Origin of the sequence: Pseudomonas benzenivorans (genome assembly GCF_024397895.1) — a bacterium.
Lineage (GTDB): Bacteria > Pseudomonadota > Gammaproteobacteria > Pseudomonadales > Pseudomonadaceae > Aquipseudomonas > Aquipseudomonas benzenivorans_A.
This window is the reverse complement of sequence record NZ_CP073346.1, coordinates 919,956-938,068: the sequence shown is the minus strand read 5'-3', so window position 1 is coordinate 938,068 and position 18,113 is coordinate 919,956. Positions and strand designations below refer to the sequence as shown.

Genomic DNA, 18,113 nt, shown 5'->3' with positions numbered 1-18,113 from the left:
GTTTGTCCGAGGAAGCCTTAACGCCAGTTGAGGATCGGCCAGCCGGCCTGTTCGGCGTGGGCGCGCAGCACCGGGTCGGGGTTGACCGCGTGGGGCAGGCTGACCCGTTGCAGCAGCGGCAGGTCATTGCGCGAGTCCGAGTAGAAGTAGGCGCCGTCCAGGGATTCGCCCTGTTGCTCCAGCCATCGCTGCAGGCGGGTGACCTTGCCCTCGCGGTAGGTCAGCACGCCCTGGGTGCGGCCGCTGTAGCCGCCGTGCCGCTGTTCCAGTTCGATCGCCAGCACCTCGTCGATTCCCAGGCGAGCGGCGATGGCGCTGACCAGAAAATGCGCCGAGGCGGAGATGACCAGAATGCGCTCGCCGGCCGCGCGGTGCCGGGCCAGGCAGCGGGTCGCGTCGCTGTAGAGCAGCGGTTCGATCACCTCCTCGACGAAGGGTTCGACGACGTACGCCACTTCTTCCGCGCTGCGCCCGACCAGGGGCGCGAGGCTGAAGGCCATATAGTCCTCCATGGCCAGCTTGCCTTCGGCGTAGAGCGCCATCAGTTCGCGGTCGCGGGCCAGGAAGCTGTCGCCGTCGACCCAGCCGAGCTTGGCCATTTCGGCGCTCCACAGGCTGGCGCAGTCGCCGTCGATCAGGGTGTCGTCCAGGTCGAAGATTGCCAGGGCCATCAGGCCACCTCGTGAACGGCGTGGGGCGCTATGTCCAGCGCGACGCGCTGGCCGCTCGGGTGCATGTCGGCCACCGAGCGGTTCAGCACGTCGACCAGCAGCTCCACGCCGCGGGCCTCGACGCGGTAGCGGATGACGTTGCCGAGCAGGCTGTGGCTGCGCACCAGGGCCTCGATCTGGCCCTGGGCGCCGAGGGCGATGGCTTCCGGGCGGATGGCGATGCGCCCGCCAACCGGGCGGCCGAGCAGGCGGCTGGCGGCCTCGGCCTCGAGCAGGTTGTAGTTGCCGATGAAGCCGGCGGCGAAGGCGTCCACCGGCGCGGTGTAAAGCGTCTCGGCATCGCCGCTCTGGACGATCTGGCCGGCGTTCATCAGGAAGATGCGGTCGCTCATCACCAGCGCTTCTTCCTGGTCGTGGGTGACGAAGATGGTGGTCAGGCCCAACTCCTGCTGGATGGCGCGGATCTGTTCGCGCAGGTGCTTGCGGATGCGGGCGTCCAGCGCCGACAGCGGTTCGTCGAGCAGCAGCAGGCGCGGGCGGGTGACCAGCGAGCGGGCCAGGGCCACGCGCTGGCACTGGCCACCGGATAGCTGCTGCGGGTAGCGCTCGGCGAACTCGCCCAGCTCGACCATGTCCAGGGCTTCGCCGACGCGTTGGTTGCTCTCGCTCTTGCCCACTTGCTGCATGCGCAGGCCGAAGGCGACGTTCTCGCGCACGGTCATGTTGGGGAACAGCGCGTAGCTCTGGAACACCATGCCGATGCCGCGCTTCTGCGGCGGCACCGGCACCAGGTCCTGACCATCGAGAAGGATCTGTCCGCCATTGACCGAGGTCAGGCCGGCGATGCAGCGCAGCAGGGTGGATTTGCCGCAACCGGAGGGGCCGAGCAGGGTGACGAACTCGCCCTGGCCGATCTCGCAGTCGATGTCGCTGAAGATCGGGGTCTGGCCGTAGCTTTTATGCAGGCCTTGAATGCTCAGGAAACTCATGTCTTGTCCTTGTTCAGGCGATTGGCGGCCCAGGTGAACAGCAGCACGAAGAAGAAGTAGGAAATCACCAGGGCGCTGTTGAAGTGGCCGCTGCTGTTGCGCATGTTGTTCAGGTACACCTGCAGGGTTTCGTAGCGCGTGCCGACCAGCAGGTTGGCGAAGACGAACTCGCCGAACAGGAAGCTGAACGACAGGAACAGCGACACCATCAGGCCCTTGCGCAGGTTCGGCAGCACCACCAGGAAGGCCGCCTTCCAGGTGCTGGCGCCGAGCAGGTGGGCGGCGTCCATCAGGTCGCGCAGGTTGATCGCCTGCAGGTTGTTGGTGATGGCCCGGTACATGAAGGGCAGGGCGATGGTGAAGTAGCAGCCGATCAGGATCCACGGCGTGCCGACCATGGCCAGCGGGCCGGAGCCATAGACCTGCAGCAGGCCCACCGAGGACACCACCGGCGGCACGGCGAAGGGCAGCAGGATGAGGATGTTCATCAGCGCGTCCAGCCGGGGGAAGTGGTAATGCACCACGAACAGCAGCGGCAGGATCAGCAGCACCGACAGCAGCAGGGCGGCGAAACACACCAGCAGCGACTGGCCGAAGGCGGCGAGAAAGCGCGCGTCGCTCCACAGCGCCAGGTACCACTTGAAGGTCAGGCCATCGGGGAGGATGGTCGCGCCCCAGCTGGTGGACAGCGAATAAAGCAGGGTGGCGGCCAGCGGCAGCAGCAGGATCAGAAACAGCAGCCAGACGATCACCCGGTGGTAGAGCGCGCCGGGTTTGGCTTCAGCGGGTGACATGGTAGCTCCTCTTGAGCAGCAGCTGATGGGCCACGGTGATCACCGCCATCAGGCCGACCAGCACCATGGCCAGGGCGCTGGCCATGTCCGGATTGAGGGAAATATCGCCGGAGACCATCGCCGCGATGCGGATCGGCAGCACGTTGAAGTTGCCGGTGGTCAGGTAGTAGACCGTGGCGTAGGCGCCCAGGGCGTTGGCCAGGAGGATGACGAAGGTGCCGAGCAGCGCCGGGGTCAGCACCGGCAGGCCGATGTGCCGCCAGTAGTCCCAGGTGCCGGCGCCGAGCAGGGCGGCGGACTCGCGCCAGTCCTCGCGCAGGGCGTCGAAGGCCGGGTACAGCAGCAGCACGCCGAGGGGGATCTGGAAGTAGGTGTAGAGCACGATCAGACCGGTCTTGGAGTAGAGGTTGAAGTCCTCGATCACGCCGATCTGCTTGAGCAGGATGGTCAGCGCGCCGTTGAAGCCCAGCAGGATGATGAAGGCGAAGGCCAGCGGCACCCCGGCGAAGTTGCTGGTCATGTTGGAGAAGGCGATGACGAAGTCGCGCAGCTTGGAGTCCACCTGGCGCAGCGAGTAGCTGCCGAGGATGGCGATGACGATGCCGAACAGGCTGGACCAGAAGGCGATCTGCAGGCTGTGCTTGATCGCCTGCAGGTAGAACTTGGAGCTGAATATCTTCTCGAAATTGCCCAGTCCCCAGCCGTCGCCGACGCTCAGGCTGTGCACCGCAACCCAGACCAGCGGCGCGATCTGGAAGGCGAGGAAGAAGAGGGCGAAGGGCAGCAGGCAGAGCATGGCCAGCCATTTGCCCGGGATGCGCAGGCGCGCGCGCGGCGCGGCCACCCGCTCAGGCAGCAGTGCGGCCGGAGCCTTGGGCGTTTCCTCCAGTGGTGTATTCATTTCAGCAACTCGCGGCAGACGGGCTTGTCGTGGGGCACGCCGAGCAGCTCGCACACGGTGCCGCACAGCTCGGTCTGCCGCGGCTGCGCCAGGCTATCGAGGCTGAAGGCGTCGCCGAGGACGAACAACGGCACTTCGCGCTCCTCCTTCAGCAGGCCGTTGTGCGAGCGGTCGTTGTTCATGCCGTGGTCGGCGGTGACCAGTACCTGATAGCCGTCCTCGAGCCAGCCTGCCAGGTAGTCGGCCAGGACGATGTCGGCGCGGCGGGCGCTGTTGCGGTACTGCGGGCTGTCGAGGCCGTGCTTGTGGCCGGCGTCGTCGATGTTCATCGGGTGCACCAGAAGGAACTCCGGGCTGTGGCGCTGGCGCAGGCTCTCCGCGTCGGCGAACAGGTGCGAATCCGGGTAGTGGTCGGCGTAGTAGAAGTGGCCGTGCTGGATCGGCAGCTCGGAGGCCTCGGTATGGCGATCGCGGGCGGCCACGAAGGGCGCACGGTTGTACAGCTCGCTGACCCAGTGGTAGGCCGCGGCGGCGGTGCTCAGGCCGGCATCGCGGGCGTAATGGAAGATGCTGCGTTGATTGGACAGGCGCACCACGTCGTTGTGCACGATGCCGCTGTCGATCGGTGGCACGCCGGTGAGGATGCATTCGTAGAGCGGACGCGACAGCGACGGCAGCTCGCAGTCGAGCTTGTACAGGGCGGCGCGGCCGGCGTCGCAGTAGGCCTGCAGGTGGCCGAGGGCATGGCGGGCGACCTGGTAGTTCAGGCCATCCAGGACCACCAGGATGACGTTGTGTTTCATCGTTGCTATTGACCCCGATTGCGTTCGTTTGACGGTGAACCGGAGGGACTGTCTCCAGCGCAGCCCCTCCGGCGCGTGCGGATGGCGAACGCCGCTTACTCCATATTGATGATCACGTGTTCCTGCCAGAGCTGCGGCAGGGCCTTGGACGTGGCTTCCCAGGCGGCGGCGTCCTTGATCGGCTGGACCTTGACGTACTGTGCGTTGGGCAGCAGCTTGGCCTGGACCTCGGCCGGCAGGGTCAGGTGCTCGGCGCGGATCGGCCGGGCATTGCCCTTGGCCAGGTTGATCTGGCCGGCGTCGCTGAGGATGTATTCACGCGCCAGCTTGGCGGCGTTGGGGTTCTTCGCGTACTTGTTGATGATGGTGCTGTAGCCGGAGATCACCGAGCCATCGGCGGGGATCAGCACTTCGAAGCGGCTGGGGTCGATCTGGTCGCGGTAGCTGAGGCCGTTGAAATCCCAGACCACGCCGACTTCCACTTCACCCTTTTCCAGGGTCTGGATGGTCGGGTTGGACAGTGACAGGCGACCCTGCTCGGCGATGCTGGCGAAGTAGTCCAGGCCCGGCTGGATGTTCTTCTCGTCGCCGCCGTTGGCGATGGCCGCGGCCAGCACGCCGTTGACCGCCTGGGCGGCAGCGCTGACGTCACCGATGGCAATCTTGTACTTGCCTTCCTTCAGCTCGGCCCAGGAGTGCGGGATGTCCTTGACCAGGTTCTTGTTGACGATGAAGGCGATGGAGCCGGTATAGGCCAGCATCCAGTGGCCATCCTGATCCTTGGCCCAGGCCGGGATCTGCTCCCAGGTGCTCGGCTTGAACGGCTGGGTCACGCCCTGCTGCACGGCGATGGGGCCGAAGGCGGCGCCAACGTCGCCGATGTCGGCGGTGGCATTGTCCTTCTCGGCGGCGAACTTGGCGATTTCCTGGGCCGAGCTCATGTCGGTGTCCAGGTGCTTGAGGCCATACAGCTTGTTCAGGTCTGCCCAGGTGTCCTTCCAGTTGGCCCAGCTGTCGGGCATGCCCACGCTGTTTACCGCGCCCTCGGCGCGAGCGGCCTGTTCCAGCGCCTGCATGTCCATGTCGGCCGCCATGGCCGAGTTGGCAAGGGCGACGGCAGCGCCCATCAGTGAAGCCAGCAGCAGTTGTTTCATTGGAAACTCCTTTGCGATGAGGGTGTTGGTCTAGATCAGAAGGATCGAAGCCAATTTAGGCCGCCGAGGTGACAGTTTCGTGTCTGTCGCGCCCACGCGGGTGTCCAGGCCTATTGCCAAGCCGGCGCTCAGCAAGCGTAGACCATGGCTGGGGGGCTGATTCAACGTGGCGTGGCGGATTATCGCTGGCGACCAGGGTGACGGCTGTCGGCCCGCTGTCATCTACCGGTCATCTAGACTGCCTATCTTGCAGCGCTAGCGTTGAGGGGCCCGACTCGGGCCCCTGGGCCTCGAAACGGTGCTGGACTAGTCCATAAGGGGAAGCGTCGATGCGCGAAGAAGCGCCACGTGCAGTGACCACCATCTGCCGAGCACTGGAAGAACAGATCGAACATGGCTTGCTGCCCTCCGGCAGCAAGCTGCCGGCCGAGCGCAAGCTCAGCGAGCTGTTCGACACCACGCGCATCACATTGCGCGAGGCGCTGGGCCAGCTGGAGGCCCAGGGACTGGTCTATCGCGAGGAGCGCCGCGGCTGGTTCGTCTCGCCGCCGCGACTGGCCTACAACCCGCTGGTACGCAGCCATTTCCATGCCATGGTCGGCGAGCAGGGCCGGGTGCCGGCCACCGAGGTGCTGAGCGCGCGGCTGATGCCGGCCAATGCGGAAATCTGCCAGCTGCTGGCACTGCCGGCGCTGTCCAGCGTCTACCAGATTCGCCGGGCGCGGCGCATCGACGGGCGCCTGGTGCTGTATGTCGAGCACTACCTCAACCCGGCCTATTTTCCGGGCATCCTGGGATTTGACCTGACCCGCTCGCTGACAGAGCTGTACGAGCGCGAGTACGGAGTACGCTACGGCCGGGTGCGTTTCGACATGGTGCCGACGGCCCTGCACAGCGAGGCCGCGGCGGCGCTGAAGGTGGCGCTGGGCAGCCCGGCGCTGCGCATCGTGCGGGTCAATCGCGACCAGCACGGGCGACTGATCGACTGTGACCTGGAGTTCTGGCGCCACGACGCCCTGCACGTGAGCGTCGAGGTGCCGGAGTAGCGCTGCCTGCTTACGGCAGCTCGGCGCTGGCGTAGAAGGCGGTCAGCACCTTGACCAGGTGGGCCAGGTCCTGGCTGCCGGCCAGTTCGCGGATCGAGTGCATGGCGAAGGTCGGCAGGCCGATATCCACCGTGCGCACGCCGAGCTGGCTGGCGGTCAGCGGGCCGATGGTCGAGCCGCAGCCCATGTCGCTGCGGGTGACGAAACTCTGCACCGGCACCTCGTTTTCCAGGCACAGGTGGCGGAAGAATCCGGCGGTCTCGCTGTTGGTGGCGTAGCGCTGGTTGCTGTTGATCTTGATCACCGGGCCGGCATTCAGCTTGGGGCCGTGGTTTTCGTCGTGCTTGTCCGGGTAGTTGGGGTGCACGGCGTGGGCGTTGTCGGCGGAGACCAGCAGCGAGCGCTGGATGCAGCGCACAAAGCCATCGCCCTCCGGCAGCACGCGGCGCAGCACCTGCTCGAGCATCGGCCCGTCGGCGCCGCAGGCGGAGGTGGAACCCACCTCCTCATGGTCGTTGCACACCAGCACGCAGCTCTCCGCATCCGGGGCGGCCAGCAGCGCCTGCAGCCCGGCGTAGCAGGACAGCAGGTTGTCCAGGCGGGCGCCGGCGATGAAGTCGCGGTTCAGGCCGATCACCGCGGCGGCCTGGGTGTCGTAGAAGCTCAGTTCGTAATCCAGCACCGCGTCGGCGCTCAGGCCGTGTTCGCTGGCCAGCTGGTCGGCCAGCAGCGCGCGGAAATCCGCCGCCTCGCTGCCGGTGAGCTGGGCCAGGATCGGCGGCAGCTCGTTCTGCGCATTGATGTTCCAGCCCTGGTTGGCCTCGCGGTTGAGGTGGATGGCCAGGTTGGGGATCACCGCGATCGGCGCCTGGAAATCGATCAGCTGGCTCTGCACCTTGCCGCTCTCGCGGAAGGTCACCCGACCGGCCAGCGACAGGTCCCGGTCGAACCAGGGGGTGAACAGCGCGCCACCGTAGACTTCCACGCCGAGCTGGAAGAAACCCTGGCGTTGCAGCTCCGGATGGGGCTTGACCCGCAGGCAGGGGCTGTCGGTATGGGCGCCGACCAGGCGCAGGCCGCCCTCGACGGGCGGGCGCTGGCCCAGTTTGAAGGCGATGATCGAGGAGTCGTTGCGGGTTACGTAATAGCGGCCGCCGGCCTCGGTGTGCCAGGTCGCACGCTCGTCGAGCGGCTGGAAGCCGGCCGCCTGCAGACGCAGGACGAGGGCGGCGGTGGCATGAAAGGGCGTCGGCGAGGCCTTGAGAAACTCGATCAGGCCTTGGTTCAGTTCTTCGCGCATGGGGCACTCCTGGCGGCAATGCGCGGAGTTTATCGGATTTGTCGGTGGCGATGGCGCGGCCTGTGTCGCGCCGGTGCCCGGGGCCCCCGCGCGGGGCTCAGGCCGGGATGCTGACCAGGCTGAGCAGTTGGCCGTCGCACTCGGCGAACTGCCCCTGCAGTTCGCTGCCAGCCGGCCAGTCGGCGCCCAGGTCGATCAGCAAGCACAGGCGCGCGCGGCCGTCGTCCTGGCTGCCGAGCAGCTCGGCGTCGTGGAAGTAGAAGCGCCGCAGTACCAGGGGATAGAGCGCCTTGAACAGGCTTTCCTTGAGCGAGAAGGTCAGGCTGACCCGCCAGGCGCGCTGCTCGGCCGGCAGCGCTTGCAGCTGCTGCAGTTCCCCCGGGGTGAGGATTTCTGCGGCCAGGCGCTCGGCGCGGACGCTGCTCAGGACCTGCTCGATATCCAGACCGAGGCCGCGCCAGGCCTCGCCGCGCGCCACCAGGGCGCCGGCCCAGCCGTTGCCGTGGCTGATCGAGCCAACCAGACCTGCGGGCCACTGCGGCGCCCGGTCTTCTCTCACCGCCGGCACCAGGCCCTCGCCAGTCAGGCGCCGCAGGGCTTCGCGGGCGCACAGGCGACCGGCGAGGTATTCGCTCTGGCGCTTGGCCACGCCGCGGACCGGGGCAATGCCGCAGCGGCTGAAATCATCGGCATCCAGGCGCTCGGGATCGAAGCGCGTGCTGATCAGTTGCACGCCAGACAGCGTCTGCGGCAGTGGCCAATGATCGCTCAGCGGGGTGCAGCAGGAGGGCAGGTAGGCTTGGCTCATGCCGGCATTCTGCCGCGCGCCGCCCGCGCCTGCCAGCCACCGGCGCACTTACATTTCTTTGCAAAACCGCAACAAAGCTAAACGGATAGTTGACTGGGCTTTTGCCAGACTGAGCTCGCGTTTCTTCGGGGACGCAGGTGAGGTTGTAGTTGGTGCCGGTGTCTGCCGGCCCCGACCTTTTCTCAGATTCGAGTACGGGAGCCCGTTTGGGCTCCCGTTTTTTTTGGCTATGTACCAACGATGTGTTGCGAGTACTAATCTAAACGGCAGAGTTCCAATCAGGAGGTCTGCCGATTATGGATACTCAAGCCTTTCACCACTGGCTGGCTCAACTGAGCCAACTCAGCGCCCATCAGAAATCTACGCTTCATCAGGCACTGCGGAACCCGCCGGCGACAGAAGTGCTCGATTGCCTGCCGGCGCTGCAGCGTTGCCCGCATTGCCAGACCAATGCGAATCAGCTTGCGCCCTGGGGTTGGTCGCGCAGTCTGCGCCGCTATCGTTGCCGTAGTTGTCGACGGACTTGCACCGCGCGCTCAGCAACAGGCCTTGCCCGCCTGCACTACCCCGAACGCTGGAAAGACTACGCCCAGGCACTGATTGACGGGCTTAGCGTGCGCAAGGCGGCCCAGGCATGCGGCATCAGCAAAAACACCGCTTTCCTCTGGAGGCACCGCTTCCTGGCTGCAGCGGCTGAGCATCACGCCACGCATGAGGCAGGGATTGTCGAAGTGGATGAGACGTTCTTTCTGGAGTCCTTCAAGGGCCAGAGGCAGTTGCCTCGGCCGCCCCGTAAACGAGGTGGGGTGAGCGTGACCCGCGGCACGGGTAAAGACCAGATCCCGGTGATGGTGGTGCGCGACCGGGAGGGCCACACCGCTGACTTCAAGTTGGCCAAGCTCGATGCCAATCATGTGCGAGAGGCGTTGATGCCGCTGATCGACCGGGAGGCCGTGCTCTGCAGTGACGGGGCGGCAGTCTATGCCAGCTTTGCCCGGGCACAGGGCATCACCCATCAGGTCGTGCATGCCCGCCCCGGCCAGCGAGTGCGCCAAGGCGCTTTCCATATTCAGAACGTCAACGCCTACCACAGCCGCTTGAAGAGCTGGATGACCCGCTTTCACGGCGTGGCCACCCGCTACCTCCCGAATTACCTGGGCTGGCGCCGCATGCTAGAGCGCTATCAGCGGAATATTCGGCCGGCTCACTGCATTCAGGAGGCGGTAGGCAGAACCCTGCAACACGCTATTGGTACATAGCCTTTTTTTTGCCCGATTGACCGACGGCATCGCCGGGTCAGCTAGGCTCCAGTGCGGCGCTGCAGACTACGGCCCGTACCGGGCTCCGCCCCTTCTGGGCACGGTGTGCCAGCAGCCGACCTATACTTTTTGGGGTCTGATTGCGATGAGCTTGCGTCCGGGCAGTGGCCGCGAGCCCGTGTCGATGTCGGGCCCGTGGCCCCGTATGCGGGGCAGGATGAATTCGATGAGAGGCATATGATGGCTGTGCCCTGCCTGATGTGGGCCGACTTGCGCAGTAACACGCTGGAGCCCAGTCCAGTGGGCGAGCTCGAAGCCCATGTCCGGCTGCTGCATCAGGTCGGCACGGCGACCCTGTTTCAGGGCATCGAGCGGGGCGCTCCCTTGCTGGCCTGTTTCGAATTCGACTACCCCAGCCTGAATGGTCTGAAAACCCTGCGCGCAACCAAGCAGGCCTTCCCGGCCCTGCCGATTCTGATGCTCACCCTCCACCATTCCGAGGCGTTGGCCGTGTGGGCGTTTCGCACGCGGGTCTGGGATTACCTCGTCAAACCGGTATCGGAGCAGGACCTGTGGCGACGCATCGGCCAGTTGTTGCAGGTGTTGCCGGCGAGCCAGGACGCCGGGCGGCAGATTGCCATGCCGGCACCGCTGATTCCCCAGGAGGCGCGCATCGAGGCGCCGGGGCGCTCCGAGCGCGTGGCCGAGGAAGCGCTGACCTATGTGCAGCGCCACTATGCCGAGGTGCTGCGACTCGAGGATGTCGCCCGCTGCTGTCGCATGAGCGTCTGGGAGCTCAGTCGCAGCTTCAAGCGCGTCCACGGCCTGACCTTTCGTGAGTACCTGTGCCGATACCGGCTGCAGCGGGCCCTGAAGATGTTGGGCAATCCCCATGTGACGATCTGCGAGGTGGCCAGCGCCGCCGGGTTTCGCAACGCCTCGCACTTCACCCGACTGTTCCGCCAGCGCATTGGCGTCACCCCCTCGCAATACCGTCTGAACCCGTCCGAACATCGGCCTTGCCCAGAAGACGCATAGTGTTTCGCAACGCCAGCACAATCAGACTTTAGTCTGAACCCTATACTGCCACTCGGGCAGCGTCACCCACGCAAGCAGGGGGCGAGGCGCCGGCCTTGGCTTTCCGGAGTAGAGAGGCAAGGCAGCTATTCGGCTTTTTCCAACGTCCTGGGAGGGAACAAACGCAAAGGCTGGGGCTTTGTGCAGAGAATGGAGGACACCATGTTCACTCATTGGTTGAAAATCTACTCGGTGCCACTGGCCCTCGGCATTGCCGGGGCAGGTCTGTTCGCCGGACCGGCCAGCGCGGGCACCTGCGAGCTGGCAGACGGCAGTCGGGATACAGGCTGGATGCTGACCTTCGATGATACCCAGGTGAGCAACTGCGTTTTCACCGGCAATGCCGGTACGGGACGCAACAAGGGTACGCTCGACCTGACCCTGAATGTCGCCAACGGCAAACCCATCGACATCAACTTCGTTCAGGAGATGGCACCTGCCGAGGACAGCTTCGGTCTGCGTATCACCTGGAACCTGACCCTCAACAACAACTACAAGCTACTCCGTGGCATTGAGGGAATGGCCTTCGATAACACGGAAAAACTCGACGATGACGAGAACGAGTTCGTCGAGAATGCCCACCCCGGGTTCGCCCACTTCCATAACGATGGCACCTTCAACCCTGGACCCTTCGTCGGCGCTGAGGATTGCGACTGCGAATCGGACCGTGACTTCAAGATCAAGTCCGAGGATGCCGGAACCTTCCCTCTGGGCGCGACGGGTACCGTCACGGGCATAGGGGTGCACCAGATCGAGGAGCAGGGGCGCATACGCAGCTTCTCGGTCAGCGTCGAACCTTTGGAGGCGGAGCTAGAGTAGCAACACGTTGAGAAGTAGCACGACCCGCCAGCGCCTCCAATTGGATCGAGGCGCCTGTCGGCGGGCCGGGTCAGTGTGCCGCCGAGTGTGATCGGCGGCAGACCGTTGTCGGACATGGCTGTCTGCGCTGGGGACAGGAGGTTCAGGCCAGTTTCATCACCAGCATGCCGATCAGGATCAGGCCGCACGCCAGCAGGCGGATCGGCGCCAAGCTTTCCTTGAGCCACAGGCTGCCGATCAGCAGGGCGAACAGCACGCTGGATTCGCGCAGCGCCGACACCAGCGCCACCGGCGCCTGGGTCATGGCCCAGATGACGATGCTGTAGGCCGCCAGCGATAGCGCGCCGCCGATCAGCCCCCCTTTCCAGTGTGGCCCGAGTCGCAGGAATACCCGCGGCCCGCGGCTCGCCGCGAGCACCACGGCCATGACCAGGCCGCTGACGCTGAACAGCCACATCGAGTAGGACAGCGCATTCTGGTTGTTGCGCGCGCCGACCGCGTCGGACAGCGTGTAGCCGGCGATGAAGCAGGCGGTCAGCAATGCGCTGGACAGCATAGGCGCATTGAAGCGCGTCGCGAGGTGGCCGCCGCGCAGGGCCATCAGCCAGATGCCCGTGACCAGGGCCAGCAGCCCGAGCCACTGGCCCGCGGGCAGGTGGTCGCCGAGCAGGGTGACCGACAGCAGGGCGACGATCAGCGGCGAACTGCCGCGAGAGATCGGGTAGACCTGGCCGAGGTCGCCGTGCTGGTAGGCGCGCGCGAGAAAGCTGTTGTAGCCGATGTGCAGCAGGGCCGAGAGGGCGATCCACGGCCAGGCCGATGCCTGGGGAAAGGCCACGAAGGGCAGGGTGCAGAGTGCCACCGCGCCGGCGGCGATCTGGATCAGGCAGGCGGTGAGAAAGCGGTCCAGACCGATCTTGAGCAGGGCGTTCCAGCACGCATGCAGCGCGGCGGCGGCCATCACGGCGAGAAATACGGAGGTTTCCAAGCGGCTTCTTCCTTGTACCAATGGCGCACTGCGGGTCACCCGGCTGCTCGGCAATAGTGCCACAGGCGGGTAATGCGCAGTGGCGCCAATCGACCCCTGGCGTCGGGCCAACAGGTGCGGTCTAGACCTATGGAGGGGGCTGTCGTGTGCCGTGCGGGCGGGTGTCCGTGCTAGGCTTGCCGGCGGCCTGCTGGTGGCCGGTCTTGTGAGCCTTGTCGATGTCTTCCTCTCCTGTCAGCGCGCACCTTCAGCGCGGTACCGGCGCCTATCGGCGCGCCACCCTGGCGCTGTTCTGCGCCGGGTTCGCCACCTTCGCCATGCTCTATTGCGTGCAGCCGTTGCTGCCGCAACTGGCCGCCGAATTCGCGGTGTCGGCCGCGACCAGCAGCCTGGCCCTGTCCCTGGCGACCCTCAGCCTGGCACTGTGCCTGCTGGTTTCCGGCGCCCTGGCCGAGAGCTGGGGGCGCAAGCCGGTGATGGCCGCGGCCCTGGCGCTGGCCAGCGTGCTGGGGCTCGGCTGCGCCCTGGTCGAAACCTGGGATTACCTGCTGGTCCTGCGGGCGCTGCTCGGCCTGGCCCTGAGCGGGTTGCCGGCTCTGGCCATGGCCTATGTCGGCGAGGAGTTCGACCCGCAGGCGCTGCCGGCGGCGATGGGCCTGTATATCGGCGGCACGGCGCTGGGCGGCCTGCTCGGGCGGCTGCTCGCCGGCGTGCTCAGCGACCTGGGCGGCTGGCACCTGGCCCTCGGCGGCATCGCCGGGCTGGGACTGCTGGCCCTGGCCCTGTTTCTCTGGCTGCTGCCGCCCTCCCGGCATTTCCAGGCGCAGCCGCTGTCCTTGCGCGGTCTGCTCGGCAACTTCGCCACGCATCTGCGCAACCCGGAACTGCGCAGCCTGTTCCTGCTGGCGTTCCTGCTGATGGGCGGTTTCGTCGCGCTGTTCAACTACATCGGCTTTCGCCTGGCAGCGGCACCGTTCAACCTGTCGCCGAGCGCCATCGGCCTGCTGTTCAGCGTCTACCTGCTGGGGATCTTCAGCGCCGGCTGGGCCGGGCGCCTGGTGCCGCGCCTCGGCGCGCGCCAGGTGCTGCAGGGGGGCATCGGCATCATGCTGGTCGGCGTGGGGCTCTGCGCCACACCCTGGCTGGCGGCAGTGGTGGGCGGCCTGGCGCTGTTCACCCTGGGCTTCTTCGCCGCCCACGCGGTGGCCAGCGGCCAGGTCGGTCAGCGTGCCCAGGGCGCCAAGGCTCAGGCGTCGGCGCTGTACCTGTGCGCCTACTACCTGGGCTCCAGCCTGGTCGGTTATGTCGGCGGCTATGTGTGGCAACACGCCGGCTGGCTGCCCTTGCTGGCGGTGCTGGCCAGCCTGTTCCTGCTGGCCACCTGGCGCGCAGGGCGGCTGTAGGGCGCGAGGACCGGTCGGCGGCTAGTGTTCCTGGGCGCGGTAGGCGCCCGGGGTCAGGCCGGTCCACTTCTTGAACGCGCGGTGGAAGGCCGAGGGCTCGGAGAAGCCGAGCTGCTCGGCGATCACCTGGATCGACAGCTCGTCGCGGCCCAGCTGGAAGATCGCCAGGTCGCGGCGTAGCTGGTCTTTCAATTCCTGGAAACTCGAGCCTTCCTCGCGCAGGTGGCGGCGCAGGGTCGGCGGGCTCATGTGCAGTTGGCGGGCGACGCCGTCCAGGTCCGGCCAATGCCGGCAGTCGCGGCCGAGCAGGCGGCGGATCTGGCCGCTCAGGCTGTCACCACTGTCGGGCCGGGCCAGCAGGTCGGCCGGCGAGTGCTGGAGAAACTGCTTGAGCGTGCGCTCGTCCTGCAGCAGCGGCATCGCCAGATAGCGGGCATGGAACAGCAGGCTGCTGCTGTCGGCGCAGAAGCAGCGGTGACCGGGGAACAGCAGCGCATATTCGCTGGCATGGGACGGTTCGGCATAGCGGAAGCTGGTTTGCTCCAGGCGGATGCGCTGGCCGATCAGCCAGCTGGCGAGGCGGTGCCAGATCACCAGCAGGCTCTCCACCAGAAAGTGATCCGGGTCCCACAGGCGCGCATCCTCGACGCTCAGGCGCACCCAGTCGCCCTCGCGGCTCAGGCGAATGCCCGGCGCCTCGGGAAACAGGCCGTAGAACAAGGCGCCGCGCGCCAGGGCCTTGTCCAGGGTGCGGCTGTGGATGATCGCGTGGCACATCATGGCGAAGGTGCCGCGTCTGCTGCGCAAGCGGCCCAAACCCAGGTATTCGTCGTCGAGACTCGTCCAGAGCAGCTGCAACAGGTGGGTGAATTGCTCGGGGGCGATGCGCGCCCGTGGCTCGTCGAGCAGCGCCGCCTGGATGCCGGCCTGGCGCAACAGCGGTGCACAGTCCAGACCCTGGCGCTCGCCGCCGCGCAGGGCGGCGCGGACGAAATGGCTGGCAATGGTGCGTTCGCGCATGGGGCAGGCTCCTGTTCAGGCCGCCGATGGTAGGCAGTTGCATTGCGCCAGGACAAGCCGGCCGAGCGAATGGGTCAATCGAGGCCGAGCGCCCGGGTCATTGTGAGAGGGGTGGACGGCGCCTAACCTGTTGACTTGTTGCCCTGAGCCGAATTGCCTTGCCGGCGCCTGCGCGGATGCCGTGGCCCGCCGGGTGCTGTTTTCCATCCGAGGAGCTGAAATGAACGGCCCGCTGTCCTCCCTGAAGATTCTCGACTTTTCCACCCTGCTGCCGGGGCCGTTCGCCTCCCTGCTGCTCGCCGACATGGGCGCCGAGGTACTGCGCGTCGAGTCGCCCAGTCGCCAGGACCTGGTGCGCGTGCTGCCGCCCCACGATGCTGGCGTCTCGGCCAGCCATGCCTACCTCAACCGCAACAAGCGCTGCATCGCCCTGGACCTCAAGCGCGCCGAGGCGGTGGCGCTGGTCAAGCAGCTGGTGGGCGAGTACGACATCGTCCTGGAGCAGTTCCGCCCCGGGGTGATGGACAAGCTGGGTGTTGGCTACGAAGCGCTCAAGGCAGTCAACCCGCGGCTGATCTACGTGTCGATCACCGGTTACGGCCAGACCGGTCCCTACAGGGATCGCGCCGGCCACGACATCAACTACCTGGCCCTGGCCGGCCTCGCCAGCTACACCGGCCGGCGTGAGAGCGGACCGCTGCCCCTGGGCGTGCAGCTGGCCGATATCGCCGGCGGCTCCCTGCACGGGGTGATGGGCCTGCTGGCGGCAGTGATCCAGCGCCAGGTCAGCGGGCAAGGGCAGCAGGTGGACGTGAGCATGACCGACTGCGCCTTCAGCCTGCACGGCATGGCCGGGGCAGGCTACCTGGCCGCCGGCGTCGAGCCGGGCATGGAGAGCCAGGCGCTCAATGGCGGCAGTTTCTACGACTACTACCGCACCCGCGACGGCCGCTGGTTGTCGGTCGGCAGCCTGGAGCCGCAGTTCATGCAGCAGTTCTGTGCCGTCATCGGCCGTCCGGAACTGGCCGGGCGCGGGCTTTCGGCCGATCCCGCCCAGCAGAGCGCGCTAAAGCGCGAGATCGAGATCGAGATCGAAAAGCGCGACTTCGCCGAGTGGAACCGGCTGTTCGCCTCGGTGGACGCCTGCGTCGAGCCCATGCTGAGCCTGGCCGAGGCCCTCGAGCATCCCCAGCTCAAGGCCCGCCAGCTGGTCACCGAGGTGCCGCGCGACGAGGCGGCCGCACAGCGGCAGCTCGCCTGCCCGATCAAGTTCTCCGCCGGCTTGCCCGCACCCCGGCACATCGGCGCGGCGCTCGGCGCGCACACCGAGCAGGTGCTGGCCGAACTGGGCTACTCGCCCGAGCAGATCGCCGAACTCAGGGCCAGCAAGGTCGTCGCCTGAGCCTGGCCCAACCCGGCAATGCGCCGCCTCGCGAATCGCCCCCCGCGCTTGCCCTTTGTGCCGTGCACTATACTTTCGCTGACTTCGCCTCCGGCAGCGTCAATGCGGGCTTGCACCGTTGGGAGATGGGCTGAGATCAATTGCGTGCCGCTGTTAATCCGTGCCGCACTGGCCTTGCCAAGTGCCAACGAAGACAGGATGAAAAGACAATGGCAATTGCAATTATCTTGATTCTAATCGTCGTCGCGTCGGTCCTGTTTCATCTGCTCAGCCCCTGGCACCTGACCCCGGCCGCCTCCAACTGGGGCTCGATAGACGCTACGCTGCTGCTCACCCTGATCATCACCGGCATCTTCTTCGTCGCCGTCACCCTGTTCATGGCGGTGGCGATCATCCGCTTCCGTCACCGCGAAGGTCGGCGGGCGGCCTACGAGCCGGAAAACAAGAAGCTCGAGTGGTGGTTGATCGGCGTCACCAGCGTCGGCATCGTCGGCATGCTGGCGCCGGGCCTGGTGGTCTACGACGACTTCGTGCGGGTGCCGAAGGACGCCTACGAACTGGAAGTGGTCGCCCAGCAGTGGCAGTGGGCGTTTCGTTTTGCCGGCGCCGATGGCCAGTTGGGCAAGTCGGATGTCGGATTTATCGATGCCGGCAATCCCCTGGGCGTCGATGCCAGTGACCCGGCCGGTCAGGACGATGTGCTGATCAAGAGCAACGAGATACGCCTGCCCCTAGGCCGCCCGGTGAAAGTGCTGCTGCGCTCCAAGGATGTGCTGCACAATTTCTATATCCCGCAGATCCGCAGCAAGATGGACATGGTCCCGGGCATGGTGTCGTACTTCTGGTTTACCCCGACCCGGACCGGCAGATTCGAAGTGCTGTGCGCCGAATACTGCGGCGTCGGCCACTACAACATGCGCGGTTTCCTGCATGTCGAGCCGGAGGCCGCGTTCGAGCAATGGCTCGCGACCCAGCCGACCTTCGCCCAAACCCTGGCCGCGGCCGCCAAACCCGGTCCGGACGACTTGCTGGAAAAGGGCCGTCAGCTCGCCCAAAGCCACGGCTGCCAGGCCTGTCATAGCCTGGATGGCAGCGCCAGCCTCGGCCCCAGCTGGAAGGGTTTGTACGGTCGCCGGGCAACGTTGGCCGATGGCAGCAGCGTGCTGGCCGATGAGGCTTACCTGAAGGAGTCGATCCGCGAGCCCAAGGCCAAGCTGGTCCAGGGCTATCCGCCGGTGATGGTGGCCTATGCGTTCAGCGAGGACGAGCTGGATGCCTTGCTGGCGTTGATCAAGTCGCTGAGCGACGCGCCCGAGGCGGAGACCGGCGCCGGTGCGACCGATCCGCTGCTCAAGGGACAGCAGCTGGCCGAATCCCTCGGCTGCCTTGCCTGCCACAGCGTCGACGGCAGCCCGCGGGTCGGCCCGAGTTGGCTGGGCCTGTTCGGCCGTCAGACAACCCTGGCCGACGGCACCCAGGTGCGGGTCGATGAGGCCTACCTAAAAGCATCTATCCTTAATCCCAACAGCCAGGTCGTGAAGGGCTACGCGCCGATGATGCCGGCTTACGCCCCGAGCGACGACGAGCTGCAGGCGCTGATCGCGCTGATCAAATCCAAGGCAGACAGCAACGCTGACGCCGGCAAGGTGAAGGCGCAGGACTAGTTCAGGTCCTGCGAC

General features: G+C 66.3%; 17 protein-coding genes. 7 read left to right on the top strand and 10 right to left on the bottom strand.

The genetic code is table 11. The annotated features are described in order from the left end of the window. Window positions 1-17: 17 nt before the first annotated feature. From KDW96_RS04345 to KDW96_RS04320, 6 genes are all read right to left on the bottom strand, one after another. Window positions 18-671, bottom strand: a complete 654-nt coding sequence (locus tag KDW96_RS04345) for an HAD family hydrolase (RefSeq protein WP_255839203.1) — start codon at window positions 669-671, stop codon at window positions 18-20. After that, a complete protein-coding gene (locus tag KDW96_RS04340; protein ID WP_255839202.1) occupies window positions 671-1,660 on the bottom strand; it encodes an ABC transporter ATP-binding protein in 990 nt (329 codons plus the stop codon). The genes KDW96_RS04345 and KDW96_RS04340 overlap by 1 nt, the downstream gene beginning before the upstream one ends. Continuing rightward, on the bottom strand, window positions 1,657-2,454 hold the full coding sequence (locus KDW96_RS04335; protein WP_255839201.1) for an ABC transporter permease: 798 nt from the start codon (window positions 2,452-2,454) through the stop codon (window positions 1,657-1,659). Before KDW96_RS04335 ends, KDW96_RS04340 begins: the two co-directional genes overlap by 4 nt. Then, entirely contained in the window at window positions 2,441-3,250 is an 810-nt protein-coding gene (locus KDW96_RS04330; protein ID WP_255840473.1) for an ABC transporter permease, read from the bottom strand. The genes KDW96_RS04335 and KDW96_RS04330 overlap by 14 nt, the downstream gene beginning before the upstream one ends. A 101-nt stretch (window positions 3,251-3,351) precedes the next feature. Continuing rightward, the gene (locus KDW96_RS04325; RefSeq protein WP_255839200.1) at window positions 3,352-4,158 is read right to left on the bottom strand and encodes an alkaline phosphatase family protein; all 807 of its coding nucleotides are present in this window, start codon (window positions 4,156-4,158) and stop codon (window positions 3,352-3,354) included. 95 nt (window positions 4,159-4,253) lie between these two features. Beyond that, the gene (locus tag KDW96_RS04320; protein WP_255839199.1) at window positions 4,254-5,312 is read right to left on the bottom strand and encodes an ABC transporter substrate-binding protein; all 1,059 of its coding nucleotides are present in this window, start codon (window positions 5,310-5,312) and stop codon (window positions 4,254-4,256) included. A gap of 329 nt (window positions 5,313-5,641) precedes the next feature. Between KDW96_RS04320 and KDW96_RS04315 the strand changes: the two genes are divergently transcribed. Then, on the top strand, window positions 5,642-6,358 hold the full coding sequence (locus tag KDW96_RS04315; protein ID WP_255839198.1) for a UTRA domain-containing protein: 717 nt from the start codon (window positions 5,642-5,644) through the stop codon (window positions 6,356-6,358). A 10-nt stretch (window positions 6,359-6,368) separates the two neighbouring features. Here KDW96_RS04315 and KDW96_RS04310 read toward each other — a convergent pair whose 3' ends face one another. Beyond that, entirely contained in the window at window positions 6,369-7,658 is a 1,290-nt protein-coding gene (locus KDW96_RS04310) for a M18 family aminopeptidase (protein ID WP_255839197.1), read from the bottom strand. A 97-nt stretch (window positions 7,659-7,755) separates the two neighbouring features. Next, window positions 7,756-8,466, bottom strand: coding sequence for a 4'-phosphopantetheinyl transferase family protein (locus KDW96_RS04305; protein WP_255839196.1), 711 nt, complete (start codon window positions 8,464-8,466; stop codon window positions 7,756-7,758). A 296-nt stretch (window positions 8,467-8,762) separates the two neighbouring features. On the opposite strand from KDW96_RS04305, the gene KDW96_RS04300 reads away from it, so the two are divergent. From KDW96_RS04300 to KDW96_RS04290, 3 genes are all read left to right on the top strand, one after another. Then, the gene (locus tag KDW96_RS04300; protein ID WP_255837515.1) at window positions 8,763-9,725 is read left to right on the top strand and encodes an IS1595 family transposase; all 963 of its coding nucleotides are present in this window, start codon (window positions 8,763-8,765) and stop codon (window positions 9,723-9,725) included. A 300-nt stretch (window positions 9,726-10,025) separates the two neighbouring features. Further along, window positions 10,026-10,763: a response regulator transcription factor gene (locus tag KDW96_RS04295; protein WP_255839195.1), complete on the top strand. Its 738-nt coding sequence runs from the start codon at window positions 10,026-10,028 to the stop codon at window positions 10,761-10,763. A 201-nt stretch (window positions 10,764-10,964) separates the two neighbouring features. Continuing rightward, window positions 10,965-11,621 carry a hypothetical protein gene (locus tag KDW96_RS04290; RefSeq protein ID WP_255839194.1) on the top strand — a complete coding sequence of 219 codons (657 nt, stop codon included), beginning with the start codon at window positions 10,965-10,967 and terminating at the stop codon, window positions 11,619-11,621. A gap of 142 nt (window positions 11,622-11,763) precedes the next feature. Here the strand turns inward: KDW96_RS04290 and KDW96_RS04285 are convergent, their stop codons facing one another. Beyond that, the gene (locus tag KDW96_RS04285) at window positions 11,764-12,609 is read right to left on the bottom strand and encodes a DMT family transporter (RefSeq protein WP_255839193.1); all 846 of its coding nucleotides are present in this window, start codon (window positions 12,607-12,609) and stop codon (window positions 11,764-11,766) included. Window positions 12,610-12,827: 218 nt separating this feature from the next. Between KDW96_RS04285 and KDW96_RS04280 the strand changes: the two genes are divergently transcribed. Further along, window positions 12,828-14,012 carry an MFS transporter gene (locus KDW96_RS04280; protein ID WP_255839192.1) on the top strand — a complete coding sequence of 395 codons (1,185 nt, stop codon included), beginning with the start codon at window positions 12,828-12,830 and terminating at the stop codon, window positions 14,010-14,012. A gap of 21 nt (window positions 14,013-14,033) precedes the next feature. On the opposite strand, the gene KDW96_RS04275 is transcribed toward KDW96_RS04280, so the two are convergent. Next, complete coding sequence (locus KDW96_RS04275) at window positions 14,034-15,032, bottom strand: AraC family transcriptional regulator (RefSeq protein WP_255839191.1); 999 nt, start codon at window positions 15,030-15,032, stop codon at window positions 14,034-14,036. Window positions 15,033-15,252: 220 nt separating this feature from the next. Here KDW96_RS04275 and KDW96_RS04270 point away from each other — a divergent pair, with 220 nt between their 5' ends. Beyond that, window positions 15,253-16,434, top strand: coding sequence for a CaiB/BaiF CoA transferase family protein (locus tag KDW96_RS04270; protein ID WP_255839189.1), 1,182 nt, complete (start codon window positions 15,253-15,255; stop codon window positions 16,432-16,434). A gap of 209 nt (window positions 16,435-16,643) precedes the next feature. Next, window positions 16,644-18,098, top strand: coding sequence for a cytochrome c oxidase subunit II (locus tag KDW96_RS04265; protein ID WP_255839188.1), 1,455 nt, complete (start codon window positions 16,644-16,646; stop codon window positions 18,096-18,098). Window positions 18,099-18,113: the final 15 nt, after the last annotated feature.

Coding starts and splice junctions, on each gene's coding strand:
- KDW96_RS04305 (WP_255839196.1), bottom strand. CDS start 8,466: ATGAGCCAAGCCTACCTGCCCTCCTGCTGCACCCCGCTGAGCGATCAT.
- KDW96_RS04335 (WP_255839201.1), bottom strand. CDS start 2,454: ATGTCACCCGCTGAAGCCAAACCCGGCGCGCTCTACCACCGGGTGATC.
- KDW96_RS04290 (WP_255839194.1), top strand. CDS start 10,965: ATGTTCACTCATTGGTTGAAAATCTACTCGGTGCCACTGGCCCTCGGC.
- KDW96_RS04340 (WP_255839202.1), bottom strand. CDS start 1,660: ATGAGTTTCCTGAGCATTCAAGGCCTGCATAAAAGCTACGGCCAGACC.
- KDW96_RS04330 (WP_255840473.1), bottom strand. CDS start 3,250: ATGCTCTGCCTGCTGCCCTTCGCCCTCTTCTTCCTCGCCTTCCAGATC.
- KDW96_RS04275 (WP_255839191.1), bottom strand. CDS start 15,032: ATGCGCGAACGCACCATTGCCAGCCATTTCGTCCGCGCCGCCCTGCGC.
- KDW96_RS04270 (WP_255839189.1), top strand. CDS start 15,253: ATGAACGGCCCGCTGTCCTCCCTGAAGATTCTCGACTTTTCCACCCTG.
- KDW96_RS04325 (WP_255839200.1), bottom strand. CDS start 4,158: ATGAAACACAACGTCATCCTGGTGGTCCTGGATGGCCTGAACTACCAG.
- KDW96_RS04280 (WP_255839192.1), top strand. CDS start 12,828: ATGTCTTCCTCTCCTGTCAGCGCGCACCTTCAGCGCGGTACCGGCGCC.
- KDW96_RS04315 (WP_255839198.1), top strand. CDS start 5,642: ATGCGCGAAGAAGCGCCACGTGCAGTGACCACCATCTGCCGAGCACTG.
- KDW96_RS04345 (WP_255839203.1), bottom strand. CDS start 671: ATGGCCCTGGCAATCTTCGACCTGGACGACACCCTGATCGACGGCGAC.
- KDW96_RS04265 (WP_255839188.1), top strand. CDS start 16,644: ATGGCAATTGCAATTATCTTGATTCTAATCGTCGTCGCGTCGGTCCTG.
- KDW96_RS04320 (WP_255839199.1), bottom strand. CDS start 5,312: ATGAAACAACTGCTGCTGGCTTCACTGATGGGCGCTGCCGTCGCCCTT.
- KDW96_RS04310 (WP_255839197.1), bottom strand. CDS start 7,658: ATGCGCGAAGAACTGAACCAAGGCCTGATCGAGTTTCTCAAGGCCTCG.
- KDW96_RS04300 (WP_255837515.1), top strand. CDS start 8,763: ATGGATACTCAAGCCTTTCACCACTGGCTGGCTCAACTGAGCCAACTC.